20 protein-coding genes and 2 tRNA genes are annotated in these 16,473 nt (G+C 29.6%); 19 read left to right on the top strand and 3 right to left on the bottom strand.

The genetic code is table 11. The features are described from left to right. Positions 1 to 4: 4 nt before the first annotated feature. Complete coding sequence (locus WG945_RS07340; protein WP_068448741.1) at positions 5 to 604, bottom strand: TetR/AcrR family transcriptional regulator; 600 nt, start codon at positions 602 to 604, stop codon at positions 5 to 7. Between the two features lie 128 nt (positions 605 to 732). Between WG945_RS07340 and WG945_RS07335 the strand changes: the two genes are divergently transcribed. The 3 genes from WG945_RS07335 (at position 733) to WG945_RS07325 (ending at position 2,935) form a co-directional block, all read left to right on the top strand. Continuing rightward, positions 733 to 1,704 carry a polyprenyl synthetase family protein gene (locus WG945_RS07335; RefSeq protein ID WP_082864182.1) on the top strand — a complete coding sequence of 324 codons (972 nt, stop codon included), beginning with the start codon at positions 733 to 735 and terminating at the stop codon, positions 1,702 to 1,704. Between the two features lie 63 nt (positions 1,705 to 1,767). Further along, positions 1,768 to 1,841: transfer RNA gene (locus tag WG945_RS07330), tRNA-Ile, on the top strand. 911 nt (positions 1,842 to 2,752) lie between these two features. Next, on the top strand, positions 2,753 to 2,935 hold the full coding sequence (locus WG945_RS07325) for a PID-CTERM protein-sorting domain-containing protein (protein ID WP_068448739.1): 183 nt from the start codon (positions 2,753 to 2,755) through the stop codon (positions 2,933 to 2,935). Here WG945_RS07325 and WG945_RS07320 read toward each other — a convergent pair. Further along, positions 2,925 to 3,509: a riboflavin synthase gene (locus WG945_RS07320; RefSeq protein ID WP_068448738.1), complete on the bottom strand. Its 585-nt coding sequence runs from the start codon at positions 3,507 to 3,509 to the stop codon at positions 2,925 to 2,927. The genes WG945_RS07325 and WG945_RS07320 overlap by 11 nt on opposite strands. A gap of 59 nt (positions 3,510 to 3,568) precedes the next feature. Between WG945_RS07320 and pdxA the strand changes: the two genes are divergently transcribed. From pdxA to WG945_RS07270, 10 genes are all read left to right on the top strand, one after another. Further along, on the top strand, positions 3,569 to 4,603 hold the full coding sequence (gene pdxA, locus WG945_RS07315; RefSeq protein WP_068448737.1) for a 4-hydroxythreonine-4-phosphate dehydrogenase PdxA: 1,035 nt from the start codon (positions 3,569 to 3,571) through the stop codon (positions 4,601 to 4,603). Positions 4,604 to 4,674: 71 nt separating this feature from the next. Next, entirely contained in the window at positions 4,675 to 5,211 is a 537-nt protein-coding gene (locus WG945_RS07310; RefSeq protein WP_068448736.1) for a YceD family protein, read from the top strand. Between the two features lies 1 nt (position 5,212). After that, positions 5,213 to 5,410: a 50S ribosomal protein L32 gene (rpmF, locus tag WG945_RS07305; RefSeq protein WP_068448735.1), complete on the top strand. Its 198-nt coding sequence runs from the start codon at positions 5,213 to 5,215 to the stop codon at positions 5,408 to 5,410. 154 nt (positions 5,411 to 5,564) lie between these two features. After that, the gene (locus WG945_RS07300; RefSeq protein ID WP_068448734.1) at positions 5,565 to 6,560 is read left to right on the top strand and encodes a beta-ketoacyl-ACP synthase III; all 996 of its coding nucleotides are present in this window, start codon (positions 5,565 to 5,567) and stop codon (positions 6,558 to 6,560) included. A gap of 25 nt (positions 6,561 to 6,585) precedes the next feature. Then, on the top strand, positions 6,586 to 7,059 hold the full coding sequence (gene accB / locus WG945_RS07295) for an acetyl-CoA carboxylase biotin carboxyl carrier protein (protein WP_068448733.1): 474 nt from the start codon (positions 6,586 to 6,588) through the stop codon (positions 7,057 to 7,059). Positions 7,060 to 7,141: 82 nt separating this feature from the next. Further along, on the top strand, positions 7,142 to 8,479 hold the full coding sequence (accC, locus tag WG945_RS07290) for an acetyl-CoA carboxylase biotin carboxylase subunit (protein ID WP_068448732.1): 1,338 nt from the start codon (positions 7,142 to 7,144) through the stop codon (positions 8,477 to 8,479). 90 nt (positions 8,480 to 8,569) lie between these two features. Further along, positions 8,570 to 9,019, top strand: a complete 450-nt coding sequence (locus WG945_RS07285; protein ID WP_068448731.1) for an Lrp/AsnC family transcriptional regulator — start codon at positions 8,570 to 8,572, stop codon at positions 9,017 to 9,019. Positions 9,020 to 9,143: 124 nt separating this feature from the next. Further along, positions 9,144 to 9,551 carry a response regulator gene (locus WG945_RS07280; protein ID WP_068448730.1) on the top strand — a complete coding sequence of 136 codons (408 nt, stop codon included), beginning with the start codon at positions 9,144 to 9,146 and terminating at the stop codon, positions 9,549 to 9,551. A gap of 33 nt (positions 9,552 to 9,584) precedes the next feature. After that, complete coding sequence (locus tag WG945_RS07275; protein ID WP_068448729.1) at positions 9,585 to 9,893, top strand: Hpt domain-containing protein; 309 nt, start codon at positions 9,585 to 9,587, stop codon at positions 9,891 to 9,893. Positions 9,894 to 9,916: 23 nt separating this feature from the next. After that, positions 9,917 to 10,624 (top strand): LytR/AlgR family response regulator transcription factor, encoded by a 708-nt coding sequence (locus WG945_RS07270; protein WP_068448728.1) that lies wholly within the window; start codon positions 9,917 to 9,919, stop codon positions 10,622 to 10,624. A 169-nt stretch (positions 10,625 to 10,793) separates the two neighbouring features. Here the strand turns inward: WG945_RS07270 and WG945_RS07265 are convergent. Then, positions 10,794 to 10,866: transfer RNA gene (locus WG945_RS07265), tRNA-Phe, on the bottom strand. A 99-nt stretch (positions 10,867 to 10,965) separates the two neighbouring features. On the opposite strand from WG945_RS07265, the gene WG945_RS07260 reads away from it, so the two are divergent. From WG945_RS07260 to WG945_RS07235, 6 genes are read left to right on the top strand one after another with little or no spacing between them, the layout of a single operon-like run. Beyond that, on the top strand, positions 10,966 to 11,694 hold the full coding sequence (locus WG945_RS07260; RefSeq protein ID WP_068448727.1) for a type III pantothenate kinase: 729 nt from the start codon (positions 10,966 to 10,968) through the stop codon (positions 11,692 to 11,694). Next, the gene (locus WG945_RS07255; RefSeq protein ID WP_068448726.1) at positions 11,691 to 12,983 is read left to right on the top strand and encodes a hypothetical protein; all 1,293 of its coding nucleotides are present in this window, start codon (positions 11,691 to 11,693) and stop codon (positions 12,981 to 12,983) included. Before WG945_RS07260 ends, WG945_RS07255 begins: the two co-directional genes overlap by 4 nt. Before the next feature lie 15 nt (positions 12,984 to 12,998). Further along, the gene (locus tag WG945_RS07250; RefSeq protein ID WP_068448725.1) at positions 12,999 to 14,321 is read left to right on the top strand and encodes a tetratricopeptide repeat protein; all 1,323 of its coding nucleotides are present in this window, start codon (positions 12,999 to 13,001) and stop codon (positions 14,319 to 14,321) included. Positions 14,322 to 14,325: 4 nt separating this feature from the next. Further along, positions 14,326 to 14,889 carry an LPS export ABC transporter periplasmic protein LptC gene (gene lptC, locus WG945_RS07245; RefSeq protein WP_082864181.1) on the top strand — a complete coding sequence of 188 codons (564 nt, stop codon included), beginning with the start codon at positions 14,326 to 14,328 and terminating at the stop codon, positions 14,887 to 14,889. 1 nt (position 14,890) lies between these two features. Continuing rightward, positions 14,891 to 15,088, top strand: coding sequence for a hypothetical protein (locus WG945_RS07240; RefSeq protein WP_068448723.1), 198 nt, complete (start codon positions 14,891 to 14,893; stop codon positions 15,086 to 15,088). A gap of 15 nt (positions 15,089 to 15,103) precedes the next feature. Continuing rightward, positions 15,104 to 16,369, top strand: a complete 1,266-nt coding sequence (locus WG945_RS07235; RefSeq protein WP_082864180.1) for a hemolysin family protein — start codon at positions 15,104 to 15,106, stop codon at positions 16,367 to 16,369. The last annotated feature ends 104 nt before the right edge of the window (positions 16,370 to 16,473 follow it).

Below are 16,473 nucleotides of genomic sequence, written 5' to 3'. Positions count from 1 at the left end.
GGTTTTATTTCAGTTTTAATTGGTTTTCTAATTGATGTATTCCTTTTATTGTACAAATTCCTCTTAAATGATATTCTAGATAATAAGTCATTAGCGAGTTCATAGAATAATCTTTTAAAGGAAATAGGTCTTTGTCTTTAATACCTATCATTCCATTAAAATATATTCTAGAAATGAATTCTAAGTCTATGTTGTTTCTATATAATTCAGATTCAATTCCTTTTTTTAAATTGTTGATAACACAATCTTGCATTACATGAAACTGTTTTTGTTTTAAAGAAGCATAAATCTTAGGATAATATTTTTGTAGTTGATATTGTGGTGAAGATTTTTCATCCTTTAAGTTCTCCATTACTAATCTTTTTATAGAAAATAATTCATCAATAGGATTCAAATTTAATTCGCAAATACCGTCAATGCCATGGCAGATTGTGTTAAACATAGATAGCGTAACACCGTTTACAAGTTCCGTTTTGTTTTTATAATACTTATAAATTGTCTTCTTAGAGACACCTAAAGCACTGGCAATTTCATCCATAGTAACACTCTTAAAGCCTAGATTTAAGAAGAGTTCATTCGATTTTTCTAATATTTTATCTCTCATAATTCGGGTGCAAATGTATGAATGGAAACTTTAGAAACAAAAAAAGTTTCCAAAGTTTTGTTTATTTTTTAACATTGTAATTGTAAAGTAAAATTACTTTACGTTACTTTTACAAAAAAATAACGGATTTGGAGATTTTACATTATCAGAAAGATTTTATCAACTATTTAGAATCTAAAAAGTGGGTTAATGAACCTAAAAATTTATATGAGCCAATAGATTATATCCTAAAATTAGGGGGTAAAAGAATGCGCCCAATTTTAACACTAATGGCCGCAGATATCTTTTCTGGAGGATATGAAAAAGCAATGCCAGCAGCATTGGCTATTGAGGTTTTTCATAATTTTACCTTAATTCATGATGATATTATGGATGATGCTCCTCTTAGAAGAGGTAAGGTTACCGTTCATGAAAAATGGGATTTGAATACAGGTATTCTTTCTGGAGATGCTATGCTAATATTAGCTTATCAGTATTTTGAGAATTACGAACCTATTGTTTTTCAGAAATTAGCAAAATTGTTTAGTAAAACTGCTTTAGAGGTTTGTGATGGACAGCAATTAGATGTAGATTTTGAAACTAGAAATGACGTAACTATTGATGAATATATTAATATGATTCGTTTAAAAACTTCTGTTTTAGTTGCAGCTGCATTAAAAATGGGAGCAATAGTTGTAGAAACGAGTGAAGAAAATGCAAACTTAATATATGACTTTGGTTTAAACTTAGGCTTAGCTTTTCAGTTACAAGATGACTATTTAGATACTTTTGGAGACCCTAAAACTTTTGGAAAACAAATAGGAGGGGATATTATAGAAAATAAGAAGACTTTTTTATATTTAAAATCATTAGATATTGCTTGTGAGGAAGATAAGAATAAGTTGAGTGTTTTTTACAATCAAAATTTAAAAGAAAATTCAATAAAAATTAAAGAAGTAACTCAAATTTTTGAACAAAACAACATTCCTTTTTTAATTAAAGAACAAATTAAGAGTTATACAGAAAAGGCATTTGAGACTTTAAACTCAATGGATATTACAGAAAAAAACAAAGAAAGTTTAAAGAATTTTGGACTTTGGTTAATGAATAGAACGGTTTAGAAAAAAAACTAATATTTTATTTAATAATGTAATAAAAAGTATTACATTTGCAGCCAATTATTTGGTCCCATAGCTCAGTTGGTTAGAGCATCTGACTCATAATCAGAGGGTCCTTGGTTCGAGCCCAAGTGGGACCACTAGTAATAACAAGCCTTTACAGAAATGTAAAGGTTTTTTTTTGTTTAATTTTTCATGTCGTTTACACATTGATTATATATTCCTTTGTATTACAAATTTAAAACTAATGTAAGTTATCAAATTGTTTTCAGAAGAATCTATAAAGAATATTTAGTATATAGAAATAAATGATGTAACCCAGTAGAGGACGTTTTATGGAGAAAGAATAAAAGATTCTTTCTTATTCTAAAGCATATTAAAGTGGTATGCTGAAGACAGTATAGGTCTATTACTGTTTCTGATTTATTTCAAATATCTAAGAAATATAGAAAAGAGAAATTTATTAGTTTAGATTGATAACACTATTCCCTTTCATTTTTTTTAATTGATAAACGTTACAACTTTCGAGCTTAAAAATAAAATCTGAGTACAATTTAAGTAAGAGTGTAGAGTGCGCAGACTAATTGCTATTTAGTGTTTCTGTAAACAAACACGAATTTAGTTATTTATTCGATAGTGAATTTAAGAAAACAATGAATGCTGTTAGGGATGCTAGACAATGGTAGGTATTCAGGTCTACTAATTAGTGTCATGATTAATTATGTAAGATGAAATTTGGGGTATAATTATGTTACTTGATTCTTTGATAAGGTTGAGGATAGAGGAATCAAATTATATTTAAAACTTAAGAGAAAAGTTGTGATTAATTAAGAAAAGTATATATATATTTGCACCATAAAACAGTTAGATACTATTCTGATACTCAAAATAGTTTATTGTTTTTATAAGAGTTGAAAAAAAGTGTCTTTGTTTTTGATGTAATATCAAGTGAGATTGCTCTTTTCTTCTAATTAAAAAAGAAATATCTAACAAGTGGTATGTTTTCTATTAAGCATAATTGATATTAATTTTAAATCTGGGGGGATATAAAATGATAAATAAAAAATATTTTGCATTCATAATAATGCTAGCATTTACTTTTGTAATTAGTGCGCAAAGTGTTCCGGCACCTGCAGGACCACCACCACCGCCACCTGGTTTACCTATAGATGGAGGTTTACTTTTTTTAGTAATTTCAGGAATTATTTACGGAGTTAAAAAGGTTAAGAATTAGTTAGTCTACTAACATATTTACCAATAACATCAAATTCTAAATTCACGCAATCATTAAGTTTTAAATACTTAAAGGTTGTGTTTTCTGTTGTATAAGGTATTATAGCAACACTAAATTCATTCTTCTTAGAGTTAACTACTGTTAAGCTTACTCCGTTTACAGTAATTGATCCTTTTTCTATTGTAATATTTTTATTAGAAGCGTCATAGTTAAAGGTGTAAACAGTACTTCCGTTTTCATTTTTAATACCTATACAGGTTGCTGTTTGATCTACATGTCCTTGTACTAAATGACCATCTAGTCTGTCTCCTAATTTCATTCCTCTTTCTAGGTTTACAGAATCGTTTTTAGACAAACTTCCAATATTTGTTTTGCTTAAAGTTTCTTTAATAGCTGTAACTGTATATTCATCTTTATTAATATCTACTACAGTTAAGCATACACCATTATGTGCAACACTTTGATCTATTTTTAATCCATTAGTAAATTTACTCTTTAGAGTTAAATGAATATTGTCTTGTTCTTTAGTGATATTTGTGATTGTTCCAAGTGTTTCTATAATTCCGGTAAACATATTTATAAAATTTAGTTACTTTTGTAGTATTCAAAAATAGGAATAATAGAAGAGTTACTATGAATAAATCTGATAAAATTATAGTTGGTATTTCAATAGGAGATTTAAATGGAATAGGTTTAGAAGTAGTTTTAAAAACCTTTCAAGATAAAAGAATGTTAGATTTTTGTACGCCAGTTATTTTTGGTAGTACAAAAGTAGTTACTTTTCATAAAAAAACTTTACAGTCTGATACTCCTGTTCATGGAATTACTTCTATAGAACAAGTTAATCATAATAAGGTTAATGTATTAAATATTTGGAAAGATGAAGTTTCTATTGAGTTTGGAAAGGCAACAAAAGAATCTGGAGAATATGCAGCAAAATCATTAGAAGCTGCGACTGTTCATTTAAAAGAGAAAAAGATAGATGTGCTGTTAACTGCACCAATTAATAAGGAAACAATACAATCTGAAAACTTTAATTTTCCGGGGCACACAGAATACTTAGAAGATAAGCTAGAAGGAAAAAGTTTGATGATTTTAATGACAGATGTGTTAAGGATAGGGTTAATAACTGGTCATATTCCTATATCTAAAGTAGCGGAGACCATAACTCCTGCATTGATTAAAGAAAAAGTGGGTACAATGTATGCTTCTTTGGTGCAAGATTTTGGCATTAATAAACCAAAAATTGCTGTTTTATCGTTAAATCCACATTGTGGAGATAATGGAGTTATAGGTGTTGAAGACGATGAAATTATAAAACCTACTATAGATGAAATAAAAGAATCTGGTAAGTTGGTTTTTGGACCTTATGCGGCAGACGGTTTCTTTGGATCAGAAACATATAAGCAATTTGATGGTGTTTTAGCAACTTATCATGACCAAGGATTGGCGCCATTTAAAGCATTGTCTTTTGGTAGTGGAGTAAATTATACGGCTGGTTTAAGTGAGGTTAGAACATCTCCAGACCATGGTACAGGCTTTGATATAGCTGGAAAAAACTTAGCAAACGCATCTTCTTTTAAAGAAGCTTTGTTTAGTGGAATTCAAATTTTTCAAACAAGAAAAGAATATAAAGAGCTTACAAAAAGTCCTCTTTTAGTAAAATAAAAAACTTTTAATAGAAAAGAGTGTAGAATAATAAAATTTTATATCTTTGCACGCTCAATTGATATTTGGAAATGAAAGACTTAAAGGAATTCAACATACAGTTTGTAGGATTAAAAGAAGGGACTCATTTATATGAATATGAAATTGATAATAAGTTCTTTGAATCTTTTAATTTTGATGAATTTGAAAGTTCGTCAATAAAAGTAGAATTAGAGTTTATAAAAAAGAGTACATTATTAGAGTTAACTTTTACAGCTAATGGTTATGTAGAAGTGCCTTGTGATGTTTCTAATGAATTTTATAATCAAGTTGTTCAAGCGGTTTTACCTTTGGTGGTAAATTTTGGACCTGAGTTTAATGATGATAATGAGGAGGTATTAATATTACCTCACGAAGCTTACGAATTTAACGTAGCACAATATATATACGAACTTATAGTATTATCGGTTCCTAATAAAAGAGTTCATCCTAAAGTTTTAGATGGAACAATGGATTCTGAAGCATTAGATAAGTTAAAAGAATTACAAATAAAAGAAGTAAAAACTGTTGAAGAGACAGACCCAAGGTGGGATAAATTAAAGAATTTAATAACAGAAAAAAAGACATAAAATGGCACATCCTAAAAGAAAGATATCTAAAACTAGAAGAGACAAAAGGAGAACGCATTATAAAGCAGCTTCTCAACAAATAGCAACAGATCCAACAACAGGAGAGTCGCATTTATACCACAGAGCCCACTGGCATGAAGGTAAATTATATTACAGAGGACAAGTAGTATTAGAATCGGCGTCAGCTATTGAAGCATAAAAGAATTAAAAGTTTTTGTAAAAACCCTCATTAAATGAGGGTTTTTTTGCGTTTTTAAAGTTGAAATTACCTCTTTTGATAATTTTTACTTTAAAAAGTGAAATAAATTTCACTACTTTTGATTTTCCTAACCACACGGAAAACAACTAAAATTATGACAAAAATCACTGCAGCAATTACAGCAGTAGGGAAGTATGTTCCTGAATATGTTCTAACAAATAAAGAGTTAGAAACCATGGTAGAAACAAATGATGAGTGGATTACCAGTAGAACAGGGATTAAAGAGAGAAGGATTTTAAAAGGAGAAGGTTTAGGTACTTCCTATATGGCAATTAAAGCCGCGGAAGAATTATTACAAAAGTCAAACGTAGATCCAAAAGAAATTGACCTGATTATCATTGGTACGGCAACACCAGATTTACCTATAGCATCTACAGCAGCTTATGTGGCATCAGAAATAGGAGCAGTAAATGCTTTTGGTTATGATTTGCAAGCGGCATGTTCTAGTTTTTTATATGGTATGTCTACTGCTGCTGCTTATATAGAGTCTGGTAGGTATAAAAAAGTATTATTAATAGGAGCAGATAAAATGTCTTCTATAATAGACTATAAAGATAGAGCTACTTGTATTATTTTTGGAGATGGAGCAGGAGCTGCATTGTTTGAACCTAATTACGAAGGATTAGGTCTACAAGATGAGTATTTAAGAAGTGATGGTATAGGACGCGATTTTTTAAGAATAGAAGCTGGTGGTTCTTTAATGCCAACAACAAAAGAAACTGTAGCAGCAGATAAACATTTTGTATATCAAGAAGGTAAAACTGTTTTTAAATATGCGGTTTCAAGTATGGCAGATGTTGCAGAAAGAATGTTAACTAGAAATAATCTTACAGAAAAAGACATTCAATGGTTGGCAGCACATCAAGCTAATAAAAGAATTATTGAAGCAACAGCTAAAAGAGTAGGGGTGTCACCAGAAAAAGTGATGATAAATATTCATAATTATGGTAACACTACATCTGCAACCTTACCACTTTTATTGGCTGATTATGAAAGTCAATTAAAAAAAGGAGATAATTTAATTTTTGCGGCATTTGGTGGCGGTTTCACATGGGGAGCAGCTTACGTAAAATGGGCGTATAATTCATAAATACAACAACTAAACAATTATGAGTATGGATATTAAAGAAATTCAAAATCTTATAAAATTTGTAGCTAAATCTGGCGCTAGCGAGGTAAAGTTAGAAATGGAAGATGTAAAGATTACAATTAGAACTGGTTCTGGTAAAACAGAAACAACAATTTTACAAGCAGCTCCAATGGCAGGTATGCCTCAAGTTGCTGCTCCTGTTGCAGCGCAACCAGTTGCAGCTAAAGAAGCACCACAAGCTGGAAATGATGATTCTAAATATATTACTGTTAAGTCTCCTATTATTGGAACTTTTTACAGAAAACCATCACCAGATAAACCTAATTTTGTAGAAGTAGGAACGGATATTTCTGTAGGTGATACTGTTTGTGTTATTGAAGCAATGAAATTATTTAATGAGATAGAATCTGAAGTTTCAGGTAAAATCGTTAAAATTTTAGTTGATGATTCTTCTCCTGTTGAATTTGATCAGCCATTATTTTTAGTAGACCCGTCGTAATAGAAAGAGTTTAGATTTTTGAGTTTAGATTTTAGACTTTCTAACTCATATCTTATAACTTATAACTTATAACTCTTAAATTATGTTTAAAAAAATATTAATTGCCAATAGAGGAGAGATAGCACTTCGTGTTATTAGAACCTGTAAAGAAATGGGCATTAAAACTGTTGCAGTATATTCTACTGCAGATGCAGAAAGTTTGCACGTAAGATTTGCAGATGAAGCGGTTTGTATTGGTCCAGCACCAAGTTCTGAATCTTACTTAAAAATGTCTAATATTATTGCAGCTGCAGAAATTACAAATGCAGATGCTATTCACCCTGGTTACGGTTTTTTATCTGAAAATGCTAAGTTTTCTAGATTATGTGAAGAGCATAATATAAAATTTATTGGAGCAACAGGTGATATGATTGATCAAATGGGAGATAAGGCAAATGCAAAATCTACCATGATTGCTGCCGGTGTACCTTGTGTACCTGGAAGTGAAGGTGTTATTGAAGACTTTGAAGATTGTGAAAAAACAGCTTTAGAAACAGGTTATCCAGTTATGTTAAAAGCTTCTGCAGGAGGTGGAGGTAAAGGGATGCGTGCTGTTTGGAAACCAGAAGATTTAAAAGACGCTTGGGACTCTGCAAGACATGAGTCTAAAGCAGCCTTTGGTAATGATGATATGTATATGGAAAAGCTTATTGAAGAGCCAAGACATATAGAAATTCAGATTGTTGGAGATTCTTACGGAAAAGCATGTCATTTATCAGAAAGAGATTGTTCTGTACAACGTCGTCATCAAAAGTTAACAGAGGAAACTCCTTCTCCTTTTATGACAGATGCTTTAAGAAAGAAAATGGGTACTGCAGCTGTTAAGGCAGCAGAGTTTATAAAATACGAAGGTGCCGGAACGGTAGAGTTTTTAGTTGATAAACATAGAAACTTCTTCTTTATGGAAATGAATACTCGTATACAGGTAGAACATCCTATTACAGAAGAAGTAGTAAATTACGATTTAATTAGAGAGCAAATTTTAGTTGCTGCAGGAGTGCCAATTTCTGGAAAAAATTACTTTCCTCAAATGCACTCTATAGAATGTAGAATTAATGCTGAAGATCCGTATAACAACTTTAGGCCAGCTCCAGGTAAAATTGCAACTTTTCACTCTCCAGGAGGTCATGGTGTAAGAGTAGATACGCATGTGTATGCTGGTTATATGATTCCACCAAATTACGATTCTATGATTGCAAAATTAATAACGACTGCTCAAACAAGAGAAGAGGCTATTAATAAAATGAAACGTGCATTAGATGAGTTTGTAATAGAGGGGGTTAAAACAACTATTCCTTTCCATAGGCAATTAATGGATCATCCAGATTATGTTGCAGGAAACTATACTACTAAATTTATGGAAGATTTCGAAATGAAATAAGCTTAAAACTTTAGTTTAAATTTGATATTAAAATAGAGAATACAATTTGTGTTCTCTATTTTTTTTACCTTTATAGTCTAAGAAATAAAAATGAAAATAGACGGTATTGATAAAAAAATTATAAGAAGTTTAATAAAAGATGCAAGAATACCTATTTTAAGTATTGCTAGAGATGTTGGTATATCTGGAGCAGCAATTCATCAGAGATTAAGAAAATTAGAAAAATCTGAATTAATAGATAGTTATCAAATGAAGATAAACCCTAAAGCCTTGGGGTATACTACAGTTGCTTTTGTAGGTGTGTTTTTAGAAACTACTGCAGTATTGTCATCTATTATAAAAAGAATTAAAGAGATTAAAGAAGTGGTCGAGTGCCACTATACTTCTGGTAATTTTACAATTTTTATTAAGGTTTTGTGTAAAGACAACGAAGATTTAATGTTGCTGCTAGATACTAAGATCAAAATTATTAATGGTGTTTCTAAATTTGAAACATTTATTTCTCTCAATCAACAAATAGATAGACAGATACATATATAGATTTATATTAAACATTAAAATTTTACCACTTAACGAGTTTTTACTTCATATAAACTAACAAATACTTTTTTTCAATTTTAATATTTCATTTTTACATCATCTTAAACAAAAATGTAAAAAAAATATGAACTCCCTTTCCATACTACTTGTTGATGATGATGAGATAGAGAGAATGAAGTTTAAAAAGGTTTGTTGTGATAATAATTGTACTTCTATTATTGTTGAAGCAATAAATGGAAAAGAGGCGTTAAGTATTCTAAATAAAGCAAAGTATTCATTTAATATTATAATTTTAGATTTACACATGCCTGAAATGAATGGACTTGATTTCTTAAGGAATTTAAAATCTAATGACAAATTTAAAAATATTCCTATAATAATAATGTCTAATTCTAAAGACGATACCGAATTAAAAAAGTGTTATGATTATGGAGTCTCTGGTTATTTTACAAAACCGGTACAATACTCTAAGTATTCTCAAAAAGTAAAATCGGTATTAAATTATTGGAAAGAAAATAAGCTTATTGATTAATAATTTATTTTTAATAAAACAATATTTACAGGTATGGAGCAGCCAAATTTTAATTATATAAAAGAACTTTCTGGAGGAGATAAAGAGTTTGAAGAAAGTATCTTAATTGTTTTAAGAAAAGAATTTCCGGAAGAATGTTTCCTTTTTAATGAAAATTTTAATAATAAAGAGTATCTGCAAGCTGCGGATAGAGTGCATAAGATAAAACATAAAATTAGCTTGTTAGGTTTAAAAGAAGGATGTGAGTTGGCATCTAGGTTTGAGCAAGATTTAAAAAATAATGACACTAAATTATATGGCGATTTTATAAATGTTTTAAACAAAATTCATGTATATTTATAAGTCTAATAATTTTTAAAAAGAGTATGAATTGTATAGTAGTAGATGATGATGTAACTGCAAGACTAATTATTAAGAAGCTATGTGCCGATTTTAATGAAATTACTGTTTTAGAGGAGTTTGATTCTGCTATAGAGGCTATAAAGTACCTTAATTCAAATGAAGTCGATTTAATATTTTTAGATATTCACATGCCTGCGTTTTCTGGTTTTGACTTTATTCAAACGTTAAAATCTCCGCCAAAAATAATTTTAACCACATCAGATAAAAACTTTGCCTTACAAGCATTTGAATATGATTGTATCTTAGATTATCTTGTAAAACCTATTACTAAAACAAGGTTTAATAAATCTTTACAGAAATTATCAAGTTTAAAAGAAGCTAAAACTTCTACCAACGTAAAAATCCCTTCAAAAGAAGGATCTGATTTTATTTATGTAAGTGTAGAGAGAAGGCTTGTTAAAATTGATATTCCGAATATTTGTTTTGTAGAAGCAAAGGGTGATTATATTAGTATTAAAACAGATAGTAAAAGCTATATTGTACACTCGACACTTAAGAAAATAGAAGATAAGCTACCTTCTTCTTTATTTCTTAGAATACATAGGTCTTTTATTATTAATGTTTCTGAGATTGTAGACATTGAAGATAATAGTGTACTTATTCAAAAAAGTGTTATTCCAATTAGTAGATCTAATAAAAGTGAATTAATGCGAAGGTTAAACTTGCTTTAAGATGTTTTAAGTAACGAGTTTCGTTTTACTTAAATAATCTAGAGTTTAATGTTGGTTTAAAATAAAATTATAAGGTTAAGGTGTTTCTAAATTTTAGATAACACCTTTTTTTATGTGGTTTACTAAAAACAGAAAACCCTAAAAACGTAATGTTTATAGGGTTTTTAAGTGGTACCTCCAGGAATCGAACCAGGGACACAAGGATTTTCAGTCCTTTGCTCTACCAACTGAGCTAAGGTACCATTGCCTTAGCGGTGGCAAATATACAACCTTTTTTGAGTTCTCCAAACAAAAAATAAAAAAAAATGCATTTTTTTTTAAAATTTGTCTAAATTTGAATAATGAATATAGCAATCGATATAGGTAATACAAGAGTTAAGTCTGCTGTTTTTGAGGGGGATAAACTCGTTAGATTATATGTTTTTGATAAAAAAAATATAATTAAAGAAATTAAAGAAATTTTAGAAAAAAATATAATTTCTAATGGAATTATATCGAATGTTGCTTCTGTGTCAGATAAAATGATGGAAGAGTTGAAATCAATAGTGAATCTTCAAGTGGTTTCAGCCTCTTCTAAAGTCCCTTTTATCAATTTGTATAAAACACCAACAACTTTAGGTGTAGATAGAATTGCATTAGTAGTTGGAGCTGTTAATCAGTTTCCGAATAAAAATACTTTAATTATTGATGCTGGCAGTTGCATTACTTTCGATTTTGTGAATAGTAAATCTGAATATTTAGGGGGAGCGATATCTCCAGGAATAAAAATGAGGTTTGAATCCTTACATCAATTTACAGCAAATTTACCTTTACTACATAAAGAAGAAGTGAACAGTTTTATTGGTCGTGACACTAAAGAAAGTATGAATTCTGGAGTTATAAATGGAGTGATTCAAGAAATAGAAGGTGTAATTAATCAATATCAAAAGAAATATATGGATTTAACAGTCGTTTTAACAGGAGGAGACACAAATTTCTTGTCAAAGCAATTAAAAAGTAGCATATTTGCGAATCAAAATTTTCTTCTTCAAGGATTAAATAGAATATTGATATTTAATATAGACAAATGATTAGAAACATATTATTAGTTTTTATACTAATAACCTCTTCAGCTATAACAGCTCAAAGAACCAGTTCATCACCATATTCTTTTTTTGGTATAGGAGATGAGTTTAGTCCTGTTACAGTAGAACAAAGTGCAATGGGTGGTATTGGCGTTGCTTATAGCCACTATAAATACTTAAACTTTACAAACCCTGCAGCGTATGCTAACTTAAGGTATACAACCTATTCTTTTGGTTTGTTAAATAATAAATTATCGTTAGATAATGGAGGTGTAAAACAATCTTCGAATTCTACTAGTTTAAGTTATTTTGCATTGGCATTTCCTATAGGTAATAAAGCGGGTATGTCTTTTGGTTTACAACCGGTGTCTTCGGTAGGGTATTCACTGTCTAATTCTATTTTAGGTGATGATAATGAGACTGTCTCAGAAATTACTCTTTTTTCAGGAGAAGGAGGCGTAAGTAGAATCTACAGTAGTTTTGGTATAAAAGTATATAAAGAATTGTCTTTAGGTATAGAAGTAGATTATAAATTTGGTAACATAGACAATAGTATTTTAAACCAAAGAGCTGGAGTCTCTTTAGCAACAAAGTATAAAGAAACTACAAATGTTAAAGGAGGTTCTATTACACTAGGGGCGCAATATAAAAAAGCGCTTAAAAATAACCTTATTATAAGTGGTGGGGCTACTTTTAAAATGGGTAATGATTTAAAAGTTACTGGAGATGATTATTTATACTCTCTTTCCGTAAATAATTCTGGAGGAGAATTTGGTAGAGATACCATTTCGCAATCTGAAATTAGCGGAAATTATAAATTACCTTTAAAAACAACTTTAGGGGCAGGTTTAGGTAAAGATGATAAATGGTATGTAGGTTTAGAATACGAAAAACAAGATGCAATTGAAACCACTGGGTTTTTAAATACAACTAACAGTGCATATGCTTATGGTGAGTCAAATAGAATTTCTTTAGGAGGTTTTTATATTCCTAAAATTAATTCAATCTCAAGTTATTGGGAAAGAGTGACTTATAGAGTGGGTGTTCGTTTAGAAAAGACCGGTTTGTTGGTAGATGGCTCAGATCCATACACAAATTATACGGCTGTAGATGACTTTGGCATATCTTTTGGTTTAGGTTTACCATTGAAACAATTATCCTCTGTTAATATGGGATTTGAATTTGGTAAAAGAGGAACAACTGCTAATAATTTAATTAAAGAAAATTATTTTAATTTTAGATTAAGTTTATCTTTGACAGACACTAATTGGTTTCAGAAAAGAAAAATAGATTAACAAAAAACTAACAAAATGAAGAAAATTACGTTTTTACTAGCTGCAATGTTTTTATTGGCATCAGCAAAAACAAATGCGCAAGACGATGCAAAAAGAGAATGTACTATTAAGTATAATCTTTTTAAAGGAGATTTCCAATCTAAAAAGTATGAAGAAGCATATACTAATTGGATATATTTAATGGATAATTGTCAAGATTTATCTGTAAACATTTACAAGTTAGGTTCTACTTTAGCAGAAGATGTTAGAAAGGATCCTGTTTTAGCTAAAAGAGTTTACGAGCAAAGATTACAATACTTTCCAAACGATAACCCAGCAAAATTACATAGTGATTATGCAACTTATTTGTTAGATAATGAATTAGCTTCTGATGATGTTGTTTTTTCAATTTTAGAAAAAGGATATACTATTGATCCAACTAAAATGGGTGTAAAAAACTTATATATTTATTTTCAAGGTGTAACTGATAGAAATAAAGATACAAACCCACAAAAAGTGTTTGATACTTATGATGATGTTGTAGAATCTGTAAGTTCTAAATTAGAAGGGTATGCAGCTAAACTTAAAGAACTTTCTAAAGATTCTGTAGCTAATAAAAGATTGATACATGCTTATTCTACAAACTCTAGAGCATTAGGTACTGTAGAAGGTGGTTTAGATAATATTATTTCTGAAATAGCAACTTGTAAAAGATTAATACCAATATACAATAGAGATTTTGAAGAAAATAAATCTAATGCTGTTTGGTTAAAAAGATCAGTTTCTAGAATGTTTAATAAAGACTGTCAAGAAGATCCTTTATATCAAAAATTAGTAAGAGCTTATGCAGAAGCGTCACCATCACCAGAAGCATATTCATTTTTGGCTAGTGTTTTAGAAGATAATGGAGATACTGCAGGAGCAAATGAGATGAGAGAAAAATCTTTTGATTTAGAAACAGATCCATTAAAGAAAGCAAAATATAAATTAAAGTTTGCAGAATCAGCTAGATCTAGAGGTCAGTTAAGTAGAGCTAGAAGTTTGGCTAGAGAGGCTTTAAAATTTAACCCTAACTATGGTAAAGCTTATTTATTTATTGCAAGATTATATCAATCTAGTGTAAATAATTGTGGTGAAAATGAGTTTGAAAAAAGAATGGTATATGTTGCTGCATTAAACCAAGCACAAAGAGCTGCATCTGTAGATCCAAGTATTTCAGCTAGTGCTAGTTCTTATATTAGAAGTTATAGAGGTAATGTACCAAGTTCTAAAGTTGTGTTTACTGCAGGTGTTACTCCTGGTAGTAATTATACTATAAAATGTTGGATTGGAGAAACAGTAAGAGTACCTTCAAATTAATTTTTTGAAAAACATAAACAAAATATTATATAAAAGCATTGCTGTACTATTTGTTACAGTAATGCTTTTTTCTTGCTCTAATAACACAAAAGAAGTGAGAGATTTTTTGGTGTCTAAAAACTTACCAATCGGTATTGCTAAAAATGCATTTCATGTATATAAAGATTCTGGTAGAATTACATCAAAACTAATAACTCCTCTACTTTACGATTTTAGTAATAGGAAACAACACCCTTATAATGAATTCCCAGAAGGGATTAAAATTATAAATTTTGACGGAATAGATTCTGTAACGATTACAGGAAATTATGCATTATCATATTCTAAAACTGAAATTTCTGAAATCAGAGGAAATGTGGTAGTTGTAAATCCTAAAGAGAATTCTAAATTAGAAACAGAACAATTATTTTGGGATCAAAATACCAAATATTTTTTCTCAGAAAAAGCATTTACTTTAACCACTTTAAAAGATACTATTTATGGTGTTGGGTTTGAGTGTAAAGAGGATTTAAGTAAGCATTTAGCAAAGAAAACAACAGGAAGGTTAGTTACATCAGAAAGAGAATAAAATGAATACAGTTTGGAAAATTTTTCAGTATGGCTATTTAGTAGTCGCTTTAATATGTTTGGTAGAAGGAATTGTTAGGTGGGGTGAAGAGAGAGAAAAAGCTTACATGTTTCTTGGTGCTTCTATTTTTATTACCTTAGTCTTTTTCTTTAAAAGACATTTTAGAAAAAAAGTAGAAAAAAGAAATAACCAAAAATAGATTATAAATTTCTTAATGGAAATTGAAATTATCATAATATTTATCTCTATAATTCTTTCCGCTTTTTTTTCGGGAATGGAAATTGCATTTGTTTCTGCCAATAAGTTGCATATAGAGTTAGAGAAAAAAAGAGAAGGCTTTATACCTAGTATTCTTAATAAAATTACTCAAAAATCATCAAAGTTTATTACTACAATGTTAGTTGGTAATAATATTTCTTTGGTAATTTACAGTTATTATATGGGTGGATTCTTAATTAGGATTCTTCCAGTAAACAGTTTTAACGAGTTTACAACGCTTCTTTTACAGACAATTATTTCTACGATAGTAATATTAATTACGGCAGAGTTTTTGCCTAAAGCAATCTTTAGAATCTATGCAAATGAGGTCTTAAAATTGTTTGCTGTACCTGCTTATTTCTTTTATGTTTTATTCCACTTTTTTTCTGAAATTATCACTTTCATTTCAGATTTTTTTCTGCGAGTATTTTTTAAAACAAATGCAGAAGAGCAGCAAACAGAATTTAGTAAAGAAGAATTAGGGTATTATATTACAGAACAATTAGAAACAGGTAATAATGATGATGAAGTAGATTCTGAAATACAAATTTTTCAAAACGCACTCGATTTTCATAATGTAAAAGCAAGAGAGGTTATGGTTCCTAGAACCGAAATTGTTGCTGTTGAATTACATGAAAAAGTAGCTAACTTAAAAAATATATTTATAGATTCTGGTTTGTCTAAGGTATTGGTTTATAAATCATCTTTAGATGATGTTATAGGTTATATAAATGCTTTCGAATTGTTTAAGAAGCCAAAAACTATTAAATCTATTTTGTTACCGGTAGAGATTGTGCCAGAGTCTATGATGATAAACAATATTTTAAACAATTTAATGAAAAAGCGCAAAAGCGTAGCTGTTGTTGTTGATGAGTATGGTGGTACTTCTGGTATGATAACCGTAGAGGATATTGTAGAAGAGTTATTTGGTGAAATTGAGGATGAACACGATACTCAAGAGTTTTTAGAGAAGAGAATATCTGAAACAGAATTTAATTTTTCGGCAAGATTAGAAGTAGATTACTTGAATGAAGAGTACAGTTTAAATATACCAAAATCTGAAGCTTATGAAACTTTAGGAGGGTTTATTATAGAGCAAACAGAAAGTATTCCAATGGAAAATGAAGTAGTTGATATTGAAGATTTTGAAATTAAAATCTTAAAAATGAGCAGTGCTAAAATAGAAGAAGTACGCTTAAAAATAGTTGATGAAGATGCTTAAAAGGTGTCTTTGTTTTTGCAGCTATTTATAGTCCAATTTAGTTACCACTAATAAGTATAAAATCGGTTGCAATATTAAAACCCAAATCGTATATTCGCAAACTG

It is taken from the genome of Polaribacter atrinae (assembly GCF_038023995.1).
GTDB lineage: Bacteria > Bacteroidota > Bacteroidia > Flavobacteriales > Flavobacteriaceae > Polaribacter > Polaribacter atrinae.
This window is presented reverse-complemented; position numbering and strand designations above follow the sequence as displayed.

Bases quoted from the DNA above. Each gene is read 5' to 3' on its own strand.
- WG945_RS07255 (WP_068448726.1), top strand. From the start codon at position 11,691: ATGATTAGAAACATATTATTAGTTTTTATACTAATAACCTCTTCAGCT.
- accB (WP_068448733.1), top strand. From the start codon at position 6,586: ATGGATATTAAAGAAATTCAAAATCTTATAAAATTTGTAGCTAAATCT.
- WG945_RS07250 (WP_068448725.1), top strand. From the start codon at position 12,999: ATGAAGAAAATTACGTTTTTACTAGCTGCAATGTTTTTATTGGCATCA.
- WG945_RS07285 (WP_068448731.1), top strand. From the start codon at position 8,570: ATGAAAATAGACGGTATTGATAAAAAAATTATAAGAAGTTTAATAAAA.
- rpmF (WP_068448735.1), top strand. From the start codon at position 5,213: ATGGCACATCCTAAAAGAAAGATATCTAAAACTAGAAGAGACAAAAGG.
- WG945_RS07275 (WP_068448729.1), top strand. From the start codon at position 9,585: ATGGAGCAGCCAAATTTTAATTATATAAAAGAACTTTCTGGAGGAGAT.
- WG945_RS07235 (WP_082864180.1), top strand. From the start codon at position 15,104: ATGGAAATTGAAATTATCATAATATTTATCTCTATAATTCTTTCCGCT.
- WG945_RS07320 (WP_068448738.1), bottom strand. From the start codon at position 3,509: ATGTTTACCGGAATTATAGAAACACTTGGAACAATCACAAATATCACT.
- accC (WP_068448732.1), top strand. From the start codon at position 7,142: ATGTTTAAAAAAATATTAATTGCCAATAGAGGAGAGATAGCACTTCGT.
- WG945_RS07310 (WP_068448736.1), top strand. From the start codon at position 4,675: ATGAAAGACTTAAAGGAATTCAACATACAGTTTGTAGGATTAAAAGAA.
- WG945_RS07340 (WP_068448741.1), bottom strand. From the start codon at position 604: ATGAGAGATAAAATATTAGAAAAATCGAATGAACTCTTCTTAAATCTA.
- WG945_RS07300 (WP_068448734.1), top strand. From the start codon at position 5,565: ATGACAAAAATCACTGCAGCAATTACAGCAGTAGGGAAGTATGTTCCT.
- WG945_RS07260 (WP_068448727.1), top strand. From the start codon at position 10,966: ATGAATATAGCAATCGATATAGGTAATACAAGAGTTAAGTCTGCTGTT.
- WG945_RS07270 (WP_068448728.1), top strand. From the start codon at position 9,917: ATGAATTGTATAGTAGTAGATGATGATGTAACTGCAAGACTAATTATT.
- WG945_RS07240 (WP_068448723.1), top strand. From the start codon at position 14,891: ATGAATACAGTTTGGAAAATTTTTCAGTATGGCTATTTAGTAGTCGCT.
- pdxA (WP_068448737.1), top strand. From the start codon at position 3,569: ATGAATAAATCTGATAAAATTATAGTTGGTATTTCAATAGGAGATTTA.
- WG945_RS07280 (WP_068448730.1), top strand. From the start codon at position 9,144: ATGAACTCCCTTTCCATACTACTTGTTGATGATGATGAGATAGAGAGA.
- WG945_RS07325 (WP_068448739.1), top strand. From the start codon at position 2,753: ATGATAAATAAAAAATATTTTGCATTCATAATAATGCTAGCATTTACT.